Below are 22373 nucleotides of genomic sequence, written 5' to 3'. Positions count from 1 at the left end.
GGAGATGTTATTGGTGAGATTGATGCCAATGCAAATGCAATTGTCTACAACGATAACTCAACAAACCTAGGAGTAACAAATGTTCAAGAAGCTATCGAAAAGTTATTACAAAAGATAACAGAGGTAGCAGGAACAACTGGTGATTTATCAGTAGCAGGAGGATTAGAATTTACAAGTGGAACTAATGGTACAACCAAGTTACTTTCAGATGCTGGTATTCAAATAGCAGATAAAGGGGTAACAAGTGAAAAGTTAAACGCAGGGACAGGAGATGCTGATCGTGTAGGAGTAGCAGATAAAGACGGAAATGTAGTTTACAAAACATTAGACGAAGTAGTTAAGTCTAATGAGACAGTGACTCTACTAGTTCCAAACGCAAATGGTACGTTTACTTACTACAACGAGAAACAAATCGGCGCGGATGGTCAACCAAAAGCAGGAGAGACTGGAGTAACGATTGATCCAAAAGAAGTATCAGTAGCTTTAAATACAACGTCAAACAAATATGAGTTTAAAAACTCAAAAGGAGATGTTATTGGTGAGATCGATGCCAATGCAAATGCCATTACGTTTAATAATACAACTAATGGATTTACATCAACTAATGTACAAGACGCATTAGAAGAACTTAAAAATACTATTAATACTAATAAAGGTAATTTATCAGTAGCAGGAGGATTAGAATTTACAGGCGGAACTAATGGAACTACGAAGTTACTTTCAGATGCTGGTATTCAAATAGCAGATAAAGGAGTAACAAGTGAAAAGTTAGGTGCAAAACCTGAAGAGCAAGGAAAAGTAGCAACAGTTAATTCTGATGGTTCAGTAAGTTATAAAGCAATCAAAGTAACAGATATTACAGAAGGAAAGGTAATGTCTTCAACAAGTATTACCATAGACCAAGGAGGTCTTGGAGCAACTTTAAAAGATGTTAGTTTAGAGATAAAACCAGGTAATGCGGGTCAAGTAATGATTACAGGTACTGATGGAAAAACTACTTGGGTAGATCAATCTGTAATTTCACCAACAACTACTAACTCATTAACTTCAGATAAAAATTTAATGACTTCAGATGTTAATGGTGTTGCTAAAACAGCAAATATTATTAATTCAGTTGAAAATACTTTAGATGCTAATAATAATATGGTTACCAAAGTTAATGGTATAGCAAGTAATCCTTTAGATTTAACTACTGCTGTTCAACAAGGACAGAAGAATACTTATGTAGAGCAAGGTACTGGTATAACAGTTAGCAAGACTGTGTCAGCTGATGGAAAAGAAACAACATATACAGTTGCATCAAATCCTTCTGAAATTACACTAAATGGCGATGTAACTGGTACAGCTAGTACATCTGTTGTTGAGGCTATCCAAGGGACTAAAGTTAGTAATGTTAAACCTGATAGTGAAGGACAAGCTCTTGTATATGATGCTAAACTAGGTCTATGGAAACCAGGAATACCTAAAGTTGATGTTACTGATATTACAGATAAGAAGAATCTTACTGCTGCCAATGGATTAGATGCAACCATTGAGGTTGTTACTGGAGGTGCTAATGCTGTACTAGTAGAAACTAGCTTAAAGGTAAAAGAGGAGTCAATCACAACAAAGGAGATCAAAAATGGAACCATAAAACCGGAGGATATTGCTAAAGCGGGTAATAATCAAGTATTGGTTACAAATGGGTCAGGAATTCCAACTTGGTCAGATCAGTCAGATTTAGGTAAGGTTATTACTTCAGATAACGGATTAACAAAAACAGATAATAATATTCAACTTGGAGGAATCTTAACTAAGGCAACTGTTATTACTACTGTTAGTAATAATACTTTAGCTCTAGAAGGTTTAGATAAAACAAAGACTCAAGCTGTAAGTAAGACAGATGGTATAACACAACATTTACTAGCAGTGGACAAAAATGGTGATATCATTAAAGCTTTAAAAGCTGCGATGCCTAAGTTCTTCTATATGCCTTCAGTTTTAGTTCCTACTGCTGAGAGTCAAGTAACTCAGACTGGGGTGTCATATAATAATGCTACTCGTACGGGAAGTATTAATTTATATAGCATCTATCAAAGTCAGTTTGGAACACCAATTAAAAGTAGCGTAGGAGCAACTCCGCTTCCTGTATTACCAGTATCTGAATTAGGTTTCCATATTACATATGCAACTGAAGGAGTATTTACAATTGAGAGTATTACTGCAGAGGGACTTATGACATATAAAGTTAGTTCGACGGCAAATGTTAATGGTGGAAGTTTTATAAACATTGTATTCTCAGTAAAAGAAGATAATTAATTATGAAAGATCTATTCAAATATATAATAGTAGTTTTTGTCTTGTGTTTTGGTATCAAAACACAAGCTCAAACCGCTATTGAGCACTATCAAGATAAGAAAAGTGTTCTATCAAGTCAAGAATTTCAAAAGCTTGATTACTTAGTTAATGGAGGTGATAGCTATATGCTTGTAGATAGTGATAATAAAACTATTGTTTACAATAAACTTGAAAGAGTTATTAGAATGAGCATTAAAAAATCATCTGATTTTGATGTATTAATAAAATCTTTAAAGCATGATTTAGGAGGTGTTGTAATTATTAATATAGAGTGGGATGGAGCTGAAGAATGTTTAATTCCGGATGATTTCTTTTCAAAATTAAGTAGTTTGAAATATGTCTATATACGTTCATACAAGATTATGTCAAAGGATATTGTTCAAAAGCATTTTAGAAATATAATAGAAAAACTAAAGAATTATAAAGAAGTAGTTATTCTATATCAGACAATGGAACAACCAAGTTAATAGAAAAGGATATGATAAAGAATATAAAAATAACGAGTACTTTTCTTATTGCTGTATTGGTTTATAGTATTGTATTATTAAGTTCATTTAGTACTCGTGGTCAAGTTCGTAAAACTTTTACACCTAGAGTCTCATCTGAAGTGCTCGCTCCATATACTAATGTTAAAAATTATAATCTACAAGGAGATTTCTTGATGCTTGGAAACACTAGCATGACTCTAGATCCTTATGTTTTAGATAGAGATAATAGTAATAATACTATGATGTATGTAGATATCGATAATGATAACTCTACTGTAAACTCTTCTTCAGCTGAATTAGTATTACCTGGAGGAGATTGTACCGAGATTATATATGCAGGACTTTATTGGTCGGGAAGAGCACATGATGGAGGGAAGTCTAATGAGGAGTTCTTAGTAAATGGAAATCACAGATTAAATAAAAGAAAAGTACGATTAAAGAAACAAGGTGACTCTTATCGTGATATTTGGGCTAATTCAACAGATCTGTATTATCCAAGCGATACTGATGGTAATATGTATTCTGCTTATGCAGATATTACTTCATATGTTAGAGAAAAGGGCGCAGGTAACTATACCGTTGCTGATCTTGCTTTGATTGAAGGTAATGGTGGAGGAACTGGTTTTTATGGTGGATGGGGAATGGTTATTATTTATAAAAACACTTCAATGAAGTGGAGAGATATTACTGTTTTTGATGGACATGCATATGTAGCTGGTGGAACTTACAACTATGAATTACCAATTTCAGGATTTAAAGCTACTCAACATGGTAATGTAAATGTTTCTCTTGGATTAATGGCGGGAGAAGGAGATAGGATGATTCAAGGAGATTATTTTGAAATCAAAAGAGGTAGTAATTACGATAGACTTAAGCATAATAAAAATACAACAGGAAACTTCTTTAACTCTTCTATTGCTGTAGGAGATACACCTAGAACTCCAAACCTTGTAAATAATACAGGATATGATATAGCTAAGTTTGATTTAGACAACTCGGGTAATAAATACATTGCAAATAATGCCACTAATGCGACTTTTAGATATGGAAGTACACAAGATACTTATGTAATCTATAATATAGTTTTTGCTGTTGATGCATATGTTCCAGATATAGTAGGAGAGAATAAACCAGTAGAGACTAATGGAAAGAAGCCTACTCATAATGGTAATGTAGAACCCGGGCAAGAGTTAGAATTTGAGTTAGATGTTTACAATAAAGGAACTGAAGCTGTAAATAATTCAATAATAGAAATTCCAGTTCCATTTAACTTGCACTATAATGATGCAACTATAAAAAGTGGATTACCTGTATCAGGTTCTGTTTCATGGAGACCTCCTGTAGGAGGAAGTAATGACCCTTCTGTAACTGCAGGAGGAACAATTATTTGGAATATTGGAAGTCTGCCTGAAGATCAGACTAAAGAACTTTTATTAGCGCAATTAAAATATCGTTTTAAAGTATCTGATAATTGTATTTTATTATCTACTAACGTTTGTGGATTAGGAATCAAAATTAATGGAAAAATATCAGGAGTAGGTGCTACATCAAATACTCAAGTAAATTCTGATTTAGTTAGAGATTATGGAAATGGTCTTTGTGCAGGACCCGTTTACGATGATTTTGAATCTATAATTGAAGTGAGTACAGCTTTTAAACAGAATTGTAATCCGCCTGTTGAAGATGGTATTATGCAGTTTAAAGCATTCTGTAGTGTTCCAGTAACAGGATTTAATAGAGATGAAATTATAGCTCAGTATCCAATAGGTTCTAAGTTTTATAATGTAATTCCTAGTTCATATAATTCAACCGTTGGTTTAGTCTCAGGTAACTTTGCTGTAAATGCTGATGGAAGTAAGAAGATGTATTTCGTTATGGTTCCTGGAATGGAAGCTGGATGTTATGCAAAACTTGAAATAAGTGTTGAAAGAGTTACATCAAGTCCTGTGATAAAAAACCTTGTGTTTTGTCAGACAGAAGAAATTATTCTTGAAAATCAATTGTCATTAGTAGGAGTAGAAAAAAGTTACAATCTATATTATTTTGATCTTGAGAACAATTTGTTGAGTCAAGAGCCTAAACCTACGACAATAGGTACTCATAAATATTTAGTTGCAGAGGGAAAAGATGGATGTTTTGGTCCCAAAGTTCCATTTCAAATTACCATCAATCAAGTTCCTGAGGTTAGTAAAACGGTTGAAAATATTGTTTTATGTGAAAATTTTGATCAAAAGCAAATTGTTACCACTACAACCACTGGAGTAAATTTTAAATGGGAATACAACTCAACAAGTGTAGGAGGAACTTGGCAAGAATTAACAAACTCGTCATTTACTAATGTTATTAAAGTTGAGGATAATAAACTTGAAGTTAATCATGCGACAAAGCAAATTAACGGACTAAGACTAAGATTAAAAGTAACCAATACAAGTAAGTGTTCAGATTTCTCAAATGAATTCTTAATTCGTGTTGAGGATTGCTCTGCAGTTACTAATCCAATGTTGTTAAACCCAGGATTAAGTAAATAAGTAATCAAAAATTGAAAACTATGCAATCAAGAAAATTATATAAAGCAGTTGCCTTATTAGGTCTAGCGTTGCCTGCTACGGTAGTAGCACAGCAAGCTAAGAAAGATCAAGTGATGGTAAATCAAGGAAAGATTTCAGTAGCAGAAGGGGGAGTAATGTCAACAATCTATGATTTTGACAATACGAAAGAAGGTTATGTGAAGAATGATGGAACAGTTTATTACTACAGTAACTTCAATAACGATAATTTATATGAGCACAGCAATAATGCGAAAGGTTCAAAGGCGGTATTTAAACCATTTGAACAAGCAACTGGCGCGCAACATATCACCGGAAGTCAACCTTCTAACTTCTTTGATGTTGTTTTAGACAACTCAACTAAGGATATGGCTTTTGACTTAAAGAACGAAGCCAATGTACATGGAAGTGTAGATTTTAAGGATGGAATTATCAAGGTAGACTCTTTAGCGGGTATGCTTACTTTCCATCAAGGAGCTAAAGCGTTAAAACCTACAGATAAGAGCCACGCAGAAGGATATGTAGAGAAGATCGGTAACGAGGAGTTTCAGTATCCTAAAGGAGACAAAGGACTTTATCGATATGCTAGAATTACTGCCCCTGAGAATGTAAAAGACGCTTATCAAGGGAAGTATAATTTAGATGATAAGAACTTCTTTAAAGCACGCCCAGCTATATCAGGAGTGATAAATTTACTCGACAAGCGTGAATACTGGACAATAGATAAAGGAAGTGACAATAGTAAAGGCGATATTATGCTAACACTAAGTTGGGATGAACGCACTACGCCAGCAGAGTTACTGACAGATCCAGAAAAAGAGTTACACATTGTTCGTTGGGATGCTAAGCAACAACTATGGGTAGATGAAGGAGGAGTAGTTAATCTAGGAGCAAAAGAAATTACAACAGCTACAAGTGTAAAAGGGTATGGATTCTTCACGTTAGCGACTATTAAGACGGACTTACTATTAGAAGGAGATATCGTTATTTACAACCTTGTGACTCCAGATGGAGATGGTAAGAATGACTATTTCATTATTGATAATATCAATAGATTTCCAAATAATACAGTAGAGATTTACAACCGTTGGGGAGTAAAAGTATATGATACGAAGAATTACGACAGTGCTGGTAATGTGTTTAGAGGATATTCAGATGGTCGTGTAACTGTAAGTAAAAATGAAAAGCTTCCGACAGGAACCTACTTCTATATTGTTAATTATGAGTATAAGGATGCTAAAGGTTCACGCATGATAAAAAAATCAGGTTATCTACATTTAGAAAGCAATAAGTAAGAGAATTTATGAGTATTCAACAAAATATAAAAAAACTTGGAATCAGCCTATTATTAATAGGTTGTTTCCAAACTATGCAAGCTCAACAAGATCCGCAGTATACCCAATATATGTATAATACCAATATGATAAACCCAGCCTATGCAGGTAGTCGTGGAACGTTAAACGTATTTGGTATGTACAGAACCCAGTGGGTAGGACTTGATGGAGCACCTAAGACAGCTAATATATCTGTGTCAACTCCACTTGGAGAGAGTGGACTAGGGCTAGGAGTTAACTTCACAAATGACCGTATCGGTGCGATGGATGAGAATAATATCTCTGTGGATTTATCTTACGCTATTGATTTAAATGCAGATTATAAATTGGCATTTGGACTTAAAGGAACAGCTAATCTATTAAGTGTAGATTACACGAAACTTAACATCCACAACCCAACAGATCCTAATTCACAGGAGAATATTAATAACAAGTTTAATCCAAATATTGGAGCTGGATTGTATCTATATTCTGATAAGGCTTATTTAGGACTTTCAGTTCCCAATTTTTTGACTATAGATCGCTATGATGACAACGATGTTACTACGATGCGTCAAAAGATGCACTTTTATTTAATGGGAGGATATGTATTTGATATAAGTCGTGATGTGTTGTTTAAACCAGCAACTTTAGTAAAGGCAGTAAGTGGAGCGCCTTTGCAAGTTGATTTAACGGCTAACTTCCTATTATATGATAAAGTGACTCTAGGGGCCGCATATAGATGGGATGCAGCAGTAAGTGCACTAGCAGGGTTTCAAGTGAATGAGAATATGTTTATTGGATATTCTTATGATTTTGATACAACCAAATTGCATAATTACAATTCGGGCTCACATGAGATACTATTGAGATTCGAACTCTTTAATCGTCGTAGTACTATTAATGCACCTCGATTCTTCTAAGAATTGAGCTAAAAAAGTGAGGTATGAAAAAACAGCTATTGAAAATAAGCTTATTTGGTATGCTATTGCTAGCAGGAGTAAATACTCAAGCACAGAGGGTAGCAGAGAAAAAAGCAGATAAAGAATATCAGACTAAAGCATATATAGATGCTATTAAAATCTATGAGCGCATCGCAGGTAAGGGATATACGAATGCAGATATGCTAAAGAAGCTCGCAGATGCATATTACTTTAATGGAAAACTAATAGATGCTAATAAGTGGTATCAAGAGTTATTTGAAGGAAGTTATGAGGATAAAGGTAAAGAACCTATCCCATCAGAGTATTACTATCGCTACGCTCAGACGCTAAAATCGGTAGAGAACTATGATAAATCAAGTCAGATGATGCAAGAGTTCTCTAGGTTAGAGAGTACAGATTCTCGAGCGCAGTTATTTGGACAAGACAAAGATTATTTGCAAAAGATAGAAGATAAGAAAGATCTGTATGATATACAAGATTTGGGTATTAACACAGCGTTTTCTGATTATGGAGCGACTATTTTAGGTAATAAGCTAGTGTTTACTTCTGCAAGAAATCAAGATGTAAATAAGTCTATACACGAGTGGACTAATGAGAGTTTTACCGCTCTTTATAGTTCAGACATAAATGCTGATGGTACATTCTCAGAACCAATACAACTTGCTAAAGAGATAAGCTCTAAAGTAAATGATGCAACAGCTGTGTTCACCAATGATGGCAATACGATGTATTTTACGCGTAATAATTCAAGTGAAAAAGGAAAAAGAAGAAACAATAAAGACAAATCATCTTTATTAAAGATATATAAGGCCACTAAAGGTGAGGATGGCATGTGGGGACAAGTATCAGAACTTCCGTTTAACTCGGATTATTTTAATACTGCCCATCCTAGTTTAACGCCTGATAATAAGTGGCTTTATTTTTCATCGGATCGAAAAGGTACTCTTGGACAATCAGATATCTTTAGAGTAGCTATTTATCCTACAGGAGAGTACGGAAGTGTTGAGAATATAGGAAGTAAAGTTAATACTTCAGGACGTGAAACATTTCCATTTATCTCAGCGGATAACTTCTTGTTCTTCGCCTCAGATGGACATCCAGGACTTGGAGGGCTGGATATGTTTGTAGCTAAGATTAATGTAGATGGATCTATAGGACAGGTAGCCAATATGGGAACCCCTATAAATAGTCCATTTGATGATTTTAGTGTTTATATAGATAGCAAATCTCATAAGGGGTTTGTGAGTTCGAATAGACCAGGGGCAAGTGGAGGAGATGATATCTATTTCTTTAAAGAGAAACCATGTAAGCAAGCTCTTGAAGGTATAGTGTATGATAAGAATACAAAAGAGCCACTTGTTAATGCAATGGTGGTAATCTCTGACGCTTTGTATCAAAAATCAGATACGATTATAACCGATGCTAAGGGGTATTATTTATCAGAGTACTTAGACTGTGGAGGGAAGTACCGCATCAAGGCAGAGAAACAGGATTACAATACTGTAGAAGTGGTATTTGTGGTAGAACGTCAACAAGGAATAAAACGAGTTGATATAGGACTTGAAAAAACATTAGAGCCTATTGAGAAGAATGATGACTTGTTTAAGAAGTTAAAACTTAATCCTATCTACTTTGACTTTGACAAATCTAATATACGCCCTGATGCAGCGGCAGAGTTAATTAAAGTGGTAGAGGTATTAAAAGAATACCCAACAATGAAGATAGATGTGCGTTCACATACTGATAGTAGAGGAAATGATGCGTATAATCTTAAGCTTTCAGATCGCCGAGCTAAATCTACAATAGAGTGGATGATTACTCAAGGAATTCAGAGAAACAGATTAACAGGTGATGGTTATGGAGAAACTAGACTATTAAACAATTGTAGCAACTCAGTACCGTGTACAATTGAGGAACATCAGTTAAATAGACGAAGTGAATTTATTATTACAGAACTATAGTTCTAGAAATTTATTTAAATTTAATACCTGTTTTGAACAAAACAACAAATCAATTTTTTTTCGACCGATCTCACTGTTGATCTAAAACGACAGTATTAGCCAGAAAGAGCCACCCCTAGGGGTGGCTCTTTTGTTTGGTATAATCTTAAATATAAATTAGCAATGCTAAAAAAATCACCTTAAACAAACAAAGAATTAAATAAACTTCACTACTAAAATTATTAAAAAAGAAAGGAGACTAATAAATACTAAAAGAAAGAATTACATATTCTTAACATTGGCTTGTTAGCATACTCTTTTTAAAAACTTCATTTTAAATATCTAAAGACAGTATACTTAATACTTGGTGGCTAATTTCTTAACTTGATTATATATAGTGATTAACATTAGAGTAATCTAATGACCCATTTTAATCAGTAGTTCTAATAATTAAGTAACGATTTGATAACCTTGCTTTTTAGGGGTAAAACCAAATATTTCACTCCTTTAATAAACAATAAGTATGGATGAAAATTTCCAAGAGGACAAATATATAAAGCGTTGTTTAATGTATTTAAATAAGGAATTAACACTAGAACAGCGAACTGATTTTGAGATTGATTTACTCATAGATGATCAGTTACAAATTGTATATCAGAGATATCGCACGCTGTGGAGAGTTTATCCTATGAATACACAATTAATAGATCAATATACTATTAAAGCTATAAAGATTCACAAGAAGAAAAGGTCATTGAGTTATACGGTATTGGGATGGGCATGTGGACTATTATTACTTATTAGTTTAAATATTGTTTTTTGGTCTTCTTTTAAATCTAATGAAGACACTCATAACTATGAATACACCAATACCAGAGGACATCGTTCTACTGTTTTTCTAACAGATGGTTCTAAAGTCATATTAAATGGTGATTCTAAAATCAAATACAGATTAGAAAATACCGTTCGGAAAGTCTATTTGCAAGGTGAGGCGTTTTTTGAAGTTGTACATATGTCAGACAAAAAATTCATAGTAGAACACAACAATCTACAAGTAGAGGTGTTAGGGACTAAGTTTAGTGTCAATACTCAGAATACTATAAAGGAAGTATTATTATTATCAGGTAGTGTTCTTGCTAGGTTTAATAACAATGAGCAGTTATATCTAAAACCCAATGAGAAACTACTCTATAATAGTGCCACAGGAGAAGTGGCTAGAGAGAAGCGTGATGCAAGTATAGAACTGCAATGGAGAAACAACATTTTAGTATTTAAAAATGAACCACTACAAGATGCTCTTATAAGAATCCAACAATTTTACGGATGTAAGTTTAGTGTGAAAAACACTGCTTTGCTACAGGCTAGAATCACAGGAACATTTGAACAGCAAACAATAAGTGAATTTGTGAAGTCATTGTCCTTTGTCACAAATTGCAATATTTCATTAGAAGGATCTGTATATATAATTAATTGATTATGAATGATTCAATAAATATAAAAGTACATAAAGAAAAGGGTGAAGATATTCAACTATTTGAACAAATAGCCTTAGGGAGTAAGAGTGCTCTGGAACATTTTTATGTGAAGTATTATAAGTACTTATCAAGGTTTGCGGCAAGTTATGAATCAGATTCGTATTTAGTAGAAGAGAAAATTTCAGACGTTTTTTTATATCTATGGGAAAATAGAGAGACTTTATTAGAGATTAATTCTCCCAAAGTATATGTATTTACGATGCTTAAAAACATGTTATTTCAACATAAAAAGAAACTTAAAACGCAAGCGATAAGCTTTGATTATGCTGTTTTCCAAGACAAGTATTATTCAGAGAATATAGAAGAGCAAATTATTTTAAGCGAACAAGAGCACCAACTTCAAAAAGACTTATTACTAATCATTAATAAAATACCAGCAGGCTCTCGTCGAATATTTGAAATGAATAGAGTAGATGGATTAAGATATAGACAAATCGCTGAAATATTAAATATATCAGTTAGGACAGTCGAGAATCATATGTCTATAGCACTACGCACTATAAATAAGATGCTTATTCAAAGAAAATAGAAACTTAAAACAACATAAATTCCCTCAATCAATGAAAAAAAAGTATTTAATTGCACTGGTTTGCTATGCTAACTTAGTTAGTCTCCATGGATATAGCTCAGTGTCTGAAAGGCATGATGTAAGTAGTACATCAAAAGTTAAAAGTAGTAAGATTAAGTTCACCACCTTAAATCTTTCATTAGAAGAAATATTTGCTAAAGTAGAAAAATCTTCTTCGTTGAGATTTGTCTATATCTTAGAGAATGTACCTTTAAATAAAAAGATTCAAGTACTAGAGAGTTATGATTCTATTGATGATTTGTTAAATGATTTGCAGTCTAAGACTACTCTTGGCTTTCAGATTAATAATAATCAAGTACTAGTTAAACCAGTTTCTTCTCAAGAAAAAACAAGCCAGATTATTGAGCTAAAGGGGTTAGTTGTTGATGATTTACAAATGCCTTTAATGGGAGTAGATATTAGGGATTCTAATAATGAATTTATCACAACCACTAATGATAATGGCGAGTTTTCAATAACAATTACACATACACCTGTGGTAATGTCATTTTCCTATTTAGGATATAAAACCAAAGAGCAAATTTATTCTAAGAATAATAAGAATATCCTAATAAAGCTAGATCAACAGGATCAAATGTTAAATGAGATTGTTGTCACTGGACAGGGAGCAGATGTACAAAGAAAGAGACTGTCTAATAATGTCACAGTACTTAAAGCTAGTGAATTAGATAAAGTCCCTGCCCAGCGTATAGATCAGTTATTATCAGCCAAGTTACCCAATGCTCAGATTAACTTAACAGGTGGACAGGCGGGAGCCACTTCTTTAATACGTTCAAGAGGTGTAAACTCTGCATTTTTAAGCAGTACACCTATAATCTATATTGATGGAGTACGTTTGGACAATAACAATACACGTACAACAATAGGAGGTAGCTCTCAAGGATCATCTATGAGTTCTATTGGTGATATACCAATGGATAATATTGAGAAGATTGAGTTTATCAATGGTGGTGCAGCTACTACTTTATATGGATCAGATGCAGCTAACGGTGTAATTCAAATTTTTACAAAGAAAAAAGGAATGCCTGGAACAAATGTAAATGTTACAGCTGAGTTAGGGGCAGAAACTCCTACAACTGATTTTTTGTATTTTGATAGAACTAAAGATCTTTTGTTTCAAAACGGATTGTATCAAAAGTACAGACTTAATTTAAATGGAGAGTCTGACAGTGGTTTTGGATATAATTTTTCTACTAGCTATCAGAACTCAACAGGAGTTCAGTTGCACAATCAGAATCAAAATCAAAAGCTTGATTTAAGCTCAGGATTTCACGCTAAATTATCAGACAAGGTAGTTTATGAAAGTTCATTCTCTTATTTACACAATAAATACAATCGAAATAGAAATGGAAACCAAGGAGGCTATACTGGACTTTGGTTTGCAGAATCTGGAGCCTCTAAAATTACTGGACCAGGATTTAATAATCGTTTAGATGAACTTAATGGTGCTGAGTTTGCGAAGATGAAAACTTTTGTAGACAATGCAGAACGTTTACAAGATAATGGAATTAAAATTAATCGCTTTACAACATCACAGCAGTTCAAGTACAATCCTTTAGAGAATTTATCTTTTAAATTGGTAGGTGGATTAGACTATAGAATCCAAGATCAGGAGAATATAGAAACCAATGAATATCTTTCAGCTACCAAAGGACAATTGATCAAAGATCAAGGAAGTGTTCAAAAAATTCAACGTAAATACATGGGATTAACGTTAGAATTCAATGGTCAGTATAGTGCTAATGTTAAGGATTTCTCTTTTATAACTACAGCTGGAGGACAATTGTTTAGAAATTCAGATAATCAGACTTTAGTAGAGGGGCGTAACATAAGAGATGGAGCACATTCAATTTCAGAGGCAGCAATAAGAACTAGTGATGAATATATAGCAGAGGTCTTAAACTATGGTTTTTATGTTCAGGAGAATATAGGATATAAGGATAAGTTGTTTTTAGATTTAGGTGTACGTGGAGACAGAAATCCATCATTTGGTAAGAATATTGGTGTACAATATTATCCAAAAATAGGAGGGTCTTATATGTTATCTCAAGAAAAGTGGTTTGAAAATAAAGTAGTTAGTTCATTAAGATTAAGATCTAGTTATGGTGTCGCAGGTAATTTACCACCAGCTTATGCCAATGAAAAAACGGTAGCTTTTGATGGTTTTTTAGGGGAACAAGCATCTTCTTTTGCTCAACCAGGTAATGAAGATTTAAAGCCTGAGAAAACCCATACATGGGATATAGGTATGGATATGGCTTTTTTTAATAATAGATTAAACTTAACTGTTGGTTATTATTACTCTAAAACTAAAGATGCCTTGTTTTATGTACCACCAACACCATCTAGTGGATATATTAAGAGTCAATTATACAATATAGGTGAAATAGAGAATAAAGGCTTTGAGATGAACTTCTCTTTAACGGCTATTGATCTACACGATTGGACTCTTACACTAACAGGTTCATTAAATACACTTAAAAACAAGGTGTTAAGTACAGGGGGAGCCCCAGCATTTAATATTAATGGTTTTAGCTCTAGAACATTACAGACTGTTGTAGAACAGGGCAGACCTGTAGGTTTTATACGTGGGAACTATGGTGTGATGGCAGAAGATGGAACTCTTAAAGAGACAACACCTCAATCTTATTTAGGAACTACTATTCCAGACTTATTTGGAAATCTAGGGTTTAACCTTAGATATAAGAATTGGAGCATGTTTGCCGACGCTAATTATCAAGCAGGAGGGTATGCTGCAAATTGGGACGCACAATTTAGATATTTCTATGGAGCATCTGATGCCCATGTACCTATGGCGGAGATAGAGAAAAATGGAAGAAACAATTGGCTAAATATTACGAACCTATTTGTTGAAAAAACGGACTATTTAAAGGTTAGAAATATAGGTATGAGTTACTACTATAGACCAACAAATAAGAGTTTTTATAACTCAATGACATTTAGTTTTAACGTTGTTAACCCATTTAGTTTTACTAGTTCTTCTTTTGATCCAGAGGCTACCATTAGTGGTTCTGCTCAAGGACAAGGTGGAGCTTCAACAGGTGGAATTGTTTATGCTACTTACTCAGCACCTAGACAATTCTTAGGTTCTATTAAAATCAATTTTTAAATCTCAAACTACTTTTTAAAATGAAAAAAACACTTATATCAGGCTTGTTATTGATCACACTATCCACTACCGTGAGTTGTGTAGATAATCCTTATGTTACAGAAGATAACTATTTAGAAAAACCCAATGCAGGTAGTAGTTGGATTATAGGTTTACAAAAACAGTTAGCACTTACAACAAATATTGTTGTAATTAACACTGAAATAACTTCAGATAACTATTTTAACAATTACACACAGTATACTAAAGTTTTTGATATTCCACAGATTGATTACTTTGATCCAGATGTGAATAATTTACAAAGTACTGTACAGACTCTTAGAGAAATGGCTGTTTATGGGCTTAATACTGTTGCCCCTAAGGATGGTACACTAAAACCTTCAGATTTAGCTTTTATGCATTTTTGTTTAGGGTATTCCTCTTTATTATCAGGAGAATTATTTGTGGCTTTACCAGAATCGGAGTTAGGTAAAGTAATTGATTCAAGAACTTTTCTAACCCTAGCAATACAAAGTTTTGAAAAAGCGTATGCATTGGAGACTGACACAAAAGTGAAAAATGTATATGCCCTTTTACAAGCTAGAGCATATTATCGTTTAGGTGATAAAAGTAAGGCTAAACAGCAAGCTACACTAGCTTTATCTGACCCTAAAATGTTATATAATGTTAGGTTTGATGGGAAAAACAATGTACCCAATGAGATGCAAAATGCAGTTTATGATGCTTTACCTAATCGATTAGCGCCGCTGCCTCGTTTGGATTATTTAGATCCAAAGTTTTTTTCTGTAGGAACTCCCCAAAATGATCAGAAACCCTTAGCTTTAGTTAAGGCAGAGGAAGCCTATTTAATTCTATCAGAAGTAGCTTTAGCAAGTAATCAATTAGCACAAAGCCAAGATTACTTAAATCAACTACTTGACTTAGTAGCACAGCGACCAGTTGAAATGGTTGATGATAAAAAGGAAACTAGAAATGGAGGAAAAAGAACAGACTATCCTTTAAAGGCAGTGGGAGTGAAGTTCTCTTCTGATCAGCCTGTTTTACAGGGTTATGTTCTAGACCGTCAACAAGGTAAAGTACCTGTTTATATGGTATCAGGTACTAAAGTTACAAAAGCGCAAGTTGCTCAAGTAACATCTGAAAATGAATTGTTGTATTTAATCTATTTATTAAGGCAAGAAATCTTCTTTGCAGAGGGTAGACGTTTAACAGATTTAGGGATTAAATTTCCTATTTCACAGATAGAGCAAGGGAATAACCCAAATGTGAAAGATGAACATACTAAGGCTTTAATACCAAGCTTTATACCTAATAAATTGCAGATGGATGATTTTATGGTTGATAAAGTAACAGGAGTAGTGACTATGAAGTACGATATGAATCGCATACTAGTACAAAATAAAACAGATAAAAACATATTACCATTATTTAAATAGATGAAAAAGATATTTGTAATTTTTAGCTTACTGATAGGATTTAGTTCGCTTGGACAGAAAGTCAAACATGTCGTTTTGGTCAGTATTGATGGTTTTAGACCAGATTTTTATACCGAAAAGCATTGGGCTACTCCTAATTTAAAGTATATGGCAGATAATGGAGTAGTAGCTAAAGGGGTCAAGACTATTTTTCCTTCAGTTACTTATCCCTCACACACAACCTTGTCAACAGGAGTGTTACCAAACAAGCATGGAGTATATTATAATACCAATGTAGAATTAAATACAAGTAAGGCTCAGTGGGTTTACCATTCTAGTCAGGTTAAGTCGTCTACAATTTGGCAATGGGCTAAAGAAAAAGGACTAGTTACAGCATCTGTTTCTTGGCCTATTACATTAGATAATGCTTATATAGATTATAATTTACCTGAGATATGGGACTTTAAAAACCCATCAGACAGGATAAAAGCAACCTTAGATAATGCCACTCCTAAGGGGTTATTTGAAGAAGTTTTAGACAAGGCTGTAGGAAAAGTAAGTAGTGACGAGTTTAATTTATCAAGTCTATCAATGGATGAGAATTTAGGTAGAAGTGCGGCATATATTTTAAAGACTTATAAGCCTAATTTGTTAACATTACATCTACCTAATACCGATGGAGCTCAGCATAGTTATGGTAGAGAGCATTATGAGGTACAGCGCGCTGTGGCAGGAGCAGATAAAATAGTTGGTAATCTATTAGATGCAATACAAAAGGCAGGATTGGAAGATGATACTGTGATTATTGTAACAGGAGACCATGGATTTGTGACTACAGATTTTGCCCTATCACCTAATATATGGCTTAAAGAAAATGGACTTTTTGATAAAGCTTATTTCTTTAGTTCTGGAGGTAGTACATTACTACATTTATACGATTATAACGATACTAAAATTGTAACTAAAGTAAAAGAAGTTTTAGATAAATTACCACATAAATACAAAGAAGGTTTTGAGATAATTAGTGAACAGCAAATACAACTTCGCGGAGCTGATCCAAGGGTTAAACTTGCTTTAAGTGGTAAATTAGGGTATAGTTTTACGAATAATTCTACAGGCGAAGTTCTAACTAGTTCAAAGGGAGGTAAACATGGTTATTATCCAAGTTTTCAAGAAATATATACAGGTTTTGTAGCCTATGGTAAACCTGTAAAAAAAGGTTTAGTGATCAATACTTTAAATCTAGAAGATATACCAGTAATAATTGGTAAAATGCTAAACCTATCTCTTCCTGATGTAGATGGAGTAGCACTTCCAATTACAATTGAAAAGTAGTTTTTTGTATGTTTTTTTCAATAAGGGAGTTCTTTTTAAGAGCTCCCTTGTTTTATTTCTAATAGAAATAAGAATATAAATAAATTTTTTCTATAAATCCATTTAGAGTAGTAAGTGATGAGTTTTTATAATCATTTAGATTTATTACCCCTATGGTATTATTTTCATCAGCTAATTGATATACTAACCTTGTCTTAGCTGGATTTAAAAAATAATTATGCACCTGATCTATAGATAAGGTAGTTTTAATAGATTGGACATTTGATTTGATCTCTTTAATAGACAAAGTGCTGTTTTCTTGTAAAGTGATTAGTAAATTTCTGTTATTGGAGGCTTTAGTATCATATTTACGAATGTTTTCAAAAGTAAGAATTGATGGTTCTGATTTTAGGTCTACAACTTTTAAAACTTCATTATCTCTACCAGCAACTAAATCATTAAACAATAGGTTTTGATGTATGCCTTTTAAATAAGTAAGATTGATTTTCTTTTTAGTTTGTGTATTTATATATAGTAGTTGAGGTTTGTCTCTTTGGTCAACATAAGTTTTACCGATAAGAACCCATTTACCATCAGGGCTCACTTTAGAATTGCTTAAGGTATATAAGTGTGAATCAGCTTTAAGACTATCATTTTGAGCTTGTATAACAAGTGTACTATATAAAAGACAGAAGATAATTAAAGCGATTCTATAAGTTATTTTACACATAGTTCATTATAAATATAAATTAATAATAGTATCATTCTGTGGATAAAAATTAATAGCATTAGGAGACAAGGCAATGATACTACACATATTACCTTGTGGAACGTTTAGATGAAACTCACCTTTGTTATTTGTTAGATGAAATGTACCAGTACCATGAGTACTATTATTAAAAGCAGAACCTACATCAACATTTTTTAATGGTTTATTACTTTTTTTACTGTAAATAGTACCTGATACCGATATCAGCTTTTCAGGATTTACTTGTTTAATATGTCTGTTGAGGTTCATTTCAAGCACTGGATTATCTTTAATCTGTTTTAGATAAGCCTCTTTATTATACTTTATTTCTACGTTAAGAGTTTGTGATTCACTTATGTTTGTAAAGGTATATTGGGCGCTTCCCCTTCCATAAATAACATGATTTGGTATAAAAATAAGCGTATCTCCTTTTTGAATTTGGATAGAGTAGTATCCTTTTTTATTAACAAACACTCGCTTATTTTCTCCGTATGCTTTTAATTCTTCATCCTTCCATACCCATTTGTTTGCGATATTTACTGATGTTAACCCTAAAGGGACAGAGTCAGTCCCTTGGACTGTTACTCTGCCCTGAATAGTTATCAAACTATTGTTAGGTTTAATATGATTGTTATTGGTTAATACATTTTTCTCTTGTATAGAGCTACAACTATGTAGAGCTACAAACGATAACAGAAGTAATAGAGCTGTTACTAGAAATTTTGATTTTGATATAGTTTGATTAATAGCCATCATTTTGAGGATTTAAGTTTTTATTAATTTGTAATTGTCTCTCTGGAATAGGAAATAGGTTATGGTAAGTTTCCCAATTCGGTTTATTTACGCGTAGTTGGTCAAGTTTATTAAATCGCTTCAATAGAAAGAAACGCTGTCCCAATTCTGTAAAAAACTCTTTAGATGATTCTTGGATTAATTCACTAGTCATATCAGCGCTACTTACATTAGGGCTTACTGGAGTAATTCCTCGAGATGTTTTTATTTCATTAAGTACTTGTGCTGCTTGGGGTATCTTGTTTTGTTTAAGTAAACTCTCTGCTAAAATAAAGTAGGCCTGTTCTATTCTAAAAAAGATGGAATGTTCATCTGTATTATTTGTTTTATTTTTATACTTGTACACAGTATATAGTGATTTGCCTTTAGAGTTAATTTGTCTTAACCAATGTTTTTTACGCAAATCAGTGTCTGTGAAAGAACTTAAAAGTTGATCACTAACTACAGAAGTGTTGTCAGCTAAATCATTAAAAATATATAGTTCAGCTTCATAAGTAATATTTGTTTCTAGTTCAGGGCTTATTTGCCAGATTGTACCCTTAGACGTTTTTTTAAAGGTTTTGCTTAAGTCTTTCTCTATTTGATAGAGATTATTATCTACAATTTTTTGACTATATAACTGAGCAAGGTCAAATTTACCTTGTAGAAGATAGTTCTCAGCTAATAGTAATTCAGCTACTGCTTTATTGATGTAGAAACGTTTTGAGTCTCTATATTGGTCACTTAATAAGCTGATAGCTTGGGTTAAATCTTGTTCAATTTCAAATAGTACTTCAGCATAAGGTTTTCTTGAGATAGTTTTATTTGAATTATAGTCTGTAGAACGCGTAAAGGGAGTATCTCCATAGAGTTGAACTAAATAGTGATAATGTAAGGCTCTTAGTGTAATCGCTTCACCTAATAGTTGTTGTTTAATGGTTTTATCTATGTAGTTTGATTGACTTAATCCTTCTATAAATGCGTTAATAACATAAATATGTCTGTAAACATCATTCCACCATAATGATACTTCTTTACTATCTCCTTGTAAAGAGTTGTTGTAGAAGTTATTTGTAGCTGATCCTAAGTACGTGAGTTCATCTGTATATAAACTTAAGGTGTAATGAATTCCATTGGCTCTTTTAGATAAAAACTGACTTTCACGAGCATTGGTATAGATGCTCGATAAAGCGGCTTTTGTGGTTGAGAGGTCTTTAAAGACATCCTCTCGATTGACTTGACTATTAGGTAAATCAACTTCAATCATGTTTTCACATGATAAAGTTAGTATTGCTAGTAAGGCAAATAGTTTTAAAAACAATATTTTTCTCATAATTAGTAGTTTAAAAGATTAATTGCATTCCAAATGAATAAGTGCGAAGGGGAGGAAGATATCCAAAACTTGAAAACTCAGGATCCATTCCTTTAAATGAGGTAATAGTCCAAAGGTTTTGACCTTGTAAATAGATTCGTAGCGATTCTATATTCACTTTTGGGATTTTAAGAGTATAAGAAATCGATGCATTTTTTAATCTTATATAAGAGGCATCACTTATTGAATTGTCACTGTCTCTAAATAACGTAGCGAGGTTATCAACCTTTGCATTGTTATAGACTCCTCTCATATAAGGCGCATTTGGATTAGTTGGTGACCAACGATCAGTCATTTGTACTGGTTGATTATAGATTGGAGCTCCAGGAGTTACATATAGTTTATTTATATTGTAGTTATCTTGTTTTTTAAAATAGAATAGAAAATCAAGTGTGAAATTCTTATAAGAAATAGAATTTTGTATTCCTCCATAAAAACTAGGGTTTAAGTTTTTTACTAGTTTTTTATCTAAAGCATTAAATTTACCATCCGAATTAAAGTCAGTAAATTCAAACATACCCGTGTCTGGATTAAGCCCTTTATATTCATAGGTTTTAATGATATTGAGAGGTTGTCCAATTACATAAAAACTACTTTGAGTTCCTTCTTCAAGCCCAGGATACGCAACCAATTTATTTTTTGGAAATGTTATATTGAAATTGGTCTTCCATGTCCAATTTGCACTAGTAATATTATTGGTGTTTAATGTAAATTCCCAACCAGTATTTTCAACCACAGCAGGAGAGTTAATTAAAAGAGTTGAAAAACCTGTAGTACTTGGTAAAGTCATACCTACTAGTTGATCGGTTGATCTATTGTTATAATAGGCAATAGATGTATTTACTCTATCTTTAAAAAAACCAAGTTCTAGAGCAGCTTCAAATTTTGTTGTTTTTTCCCATTTATAATTAGCATTGTGTAATTGAACTGGGTATAGTCCTGTTTCAGAGTTGTATAAAGCCGGAGATACTGAATATGTATCTAAATAGGCATAATCACCAATGTTATCACTTCCAGTTACTCCGTAGCTAGAACGTAATTTACCAAAAGAAAGCCATGATAAATTTTGTATAAATGATTCATCAGAGAATATCCAAGCTCCTCCAATAGCACCAAAATTCCCAAAGCGATTATTCTCAGCAAAACGGGATGAACCGTCTCTTCTAGCTGTAATATTAAGGAAATATTTATTGTCAAAACTGTAATTTAGACGAGTAAAAAATGCCAAGTATTTATATTGAGATGTTCTGGTTTCACCGATATATTTTTGATTAGCTGCGCCAATGTTTCTGATTAAAGCATTGGAAGAGAAACCAACACCTCTCATAGAACCACTATTATTTTCTGTTGTTTGATAGGTAGACCCAATTAATGCATCAAAACGATGGTTATTCAGTGTCTTCTTATACTGTAATTGAGGTTCAACAATATATGCGTTGGTATTTTGATCAGATTTACTAGAAGAAGATCTTTCGCTTGTTAAACCAAATGCAGGGTTATTTATTGTATGTGGTGTTATTTTTCTTTCTTCAAAGAGATTAGTGGTTAATCCAGCATTTAATTTGAAAAATAGATTATCAGTTAAAAGATAAGATAGATTCGTGTTTAGAATTAGCGTTTGTGTCTTATTTTCATAAGTTTCCTCTAAAGCTGCAAGAGGATTTGAAAAAGTCCCATTCTCCCAGTTCAGTGTTCCGTCAGTATTGTACAATGCGGGAGCATTAGGAGCTAGAATAAGGGACATATTGGTTAAATCAAATGTAGGTAAGTTATTACTTTGTTGAGAATAACTAGTAGAAGTATTGATTTGTAATCAATAGCGTCCTAAACGTTTAAAAAAAGGCACAAAAAAAGAGAGTAAATTAAGGATCTCAAATTATCTTTGAGTTGCACACCTAAAAAAGACTCTCTTGATGTCAAATATAACATTG

At 33.0% G+C, this 22373-nt stretch carries 15 protein-coding genes; 11 read left to right on the top strand and 4 right to left on the bottom strand.

All coding sequences use genetic code 11. The features are described 5' to 3' along the window. The 11 genes from CF599_RS19580 to CF599_RS17750 form a co-directional block, all read left to right on the top strand. A partial coding sequence (locus tag CF599_RS19580; RefSeq protein ID WP_121967298.1) for a hypothetical protein occupies positions 1-2298 on the top strand: 2298 nt, incomplete at its 5' end. A gap of 2 nt (positions 2299-2300) precedes the next feature. Next, positions 2301-2804, top strand: a complete 504-nt coding sequence (locus tag CF599_RS19695) for a hypothetical protein (protein ID WP_173835575.1) — start codon at positions 2301-2303, stop codon at positions 2802-2804. An 11-nt stretch (positions 2805-2815) separates the two neighbouring features. Then, positions 2816-5353 carry a hypothetical protein gene (locus CF599_RS17790; RefSeq protein ID WP_254050360.1) on the top strand — a complete coding sequence of 846 codons (2538 nt, stop codon included), beginning with the start codon at positions 2816-2818 and terminating at the stop codon, positions 5351-5353. 20 nt (positions 5354-5373) lie between these two features. Continuing rightward, positions 5374-6666, top strand: coding sequence for a gliding motility-associated C-terminal domain-containing protein (locus tag CF599_RS17785; protein ID WP_121967297.1), 1293 nt, complete (start codon positions 5374-5376; stop codon positions 6664-6666). An 8-nt stretch (positions 6667-6674) separates the two neighbouring features. Beyond that, on the top strand, positions 6675-7607 hold the full coding sequence (locus tag CF599_RS17780; RefSeq protein WP_121967296.1) for a type IX secretion system membrane protein PorP/SprF: 933 nt from the start codon (positions 6675-6677) through the stop codon (positions 7605-7607). Positions 7608-7630: 23 nt separating this feature from the next. After that, entirely contained in the window at positions 7631-9589 is a 1959-nt protein-coding gene (locus tag CF599_RS17775) for an OmpA family protein (RefSeq protein WP_121967295.1), read from the top strand. A 502-nt stretch (positions 9590-10091) separates the two neighbouring features. Then, a complete protein-coding gene (locus CF599_RS17770; protein WP_121967294.1) occupies positions 10092-11042 on the top strand; it encodes a FecR family protein in 951 nt (316 codons plus the stop codon). Positions 11043-11044: 2 nt separating this feature from the next. After that, the gene (locus tag CF599_RS17765; protein ID WP_121967293.1) at positions 11045-11632 is read left to right on the top strand and encodes a sigma-70 family RNA polymerase sigma factor; all 588 of its coding nucleotides are present in this window, start codon (positions 11045-11047) and stop codon (positions 11630-11632) included. A 31-nt stretch (positions 11633-11663) separates the two neighbouring features. After that, positions 11664-14822 (top strand): TonB-dependent receptor domain-containing protein, encoded by a 3159-nt coding sequence (locus CF599_RS17760; RefSeq protein WP_121967292.1) that lies wholly within the window; start codon positions 11664-11666, stop codon positions 14820-14822. A gap of 20 nt (positions 14823-14842) precedes the next feature. Next, positions 14843-16258 carry a tetratricopeptide repeat protein gene (locus CF599_RS17755; protein WP_121967291.1) on the top strand — a complete coding sequence of 472 codons (1416 nt, stop codon included), beginning with the start codon at positions 14843-14845 and terminating at the stop codon, positions 16256-16258. Continuing rightward, positions 16259-17572: an alkaline phosphatase family protein gene (locus CF599_RS17750; RefSeq protein ID WP_121967290.1), complete on the top strand. Its 1314-nt coding sequence runs from the start codon at positions 16259-16261 to the stop codon at positions 17570-17572. It begins immediately after the preceding gene. 58 nt (positions 17573-17630) lie between these two features. On the opposite strand, the gene CF599_RS17745 is transcribed toward CF599_RS17750, so the two are convergent. The 4 genes from CF599_RS17745 to CF599_RS17730 form a co-directional block, all read right to left on the bottom strand. Then, positions 17631-18155, bottom strand: coding sequence for a hypothetical protein (locus tag CF599_RS17745; protein ID WP_143824834.1), 525 nt, complete (start codon positions 18153-18155; stop codon positions 17631-17633). 132 nt (positions 18156-18287) lie between these two features. After that, positions 18288-18905, bottom strand: a complete 618-nt coding sequence (locus CF599_RS17740; protein ID WP_254050359.1) for a hypothetical protein — start codon at positions 18903-18905, stop codon at positions 18288-18290. Between the two features lie 136 nt (positions 18906-19041). Further along, entirely contained in the window at positions 19042-20403 is a 1362-nt protein-coding gene (locus CF599_RS17735) for a RagB/SusD family nutrient uptake outer membrane protein (RefSeq protein ID WP_121967288.1), read from the bottom strand. A gap of 10 nt (positions 20404-20413) precedes the next feature. Next, on the bottom strand, positions 20414-22249 hold the full coding sequence (locus CF599_RS17730) for a SusC/RagA family TonB-linked outer membrane protein (RefSeq protein ID WP_256384067.1): 1836 nt from the start codon (positions 22247-22249) through the stop codon (positions 20414-20416). Between the last annotated feature and the right edge of the window lie 124 nt (positions 22250-22373).

This window comes from Myroides sp. N17-2, from assembly GCF_002286775.1.
Taxonomy (GTDB): Bacteria; Bacteroidota; Bacteroidia; order Flavobacteriales; family Flavobacteriaceae; genus Flavobacterium.
The sequence above is the reverse complement of the archived record's forward strand: the minus strand, read 5'-3'. Positions and strand labels throughout refer to the sequence as shown.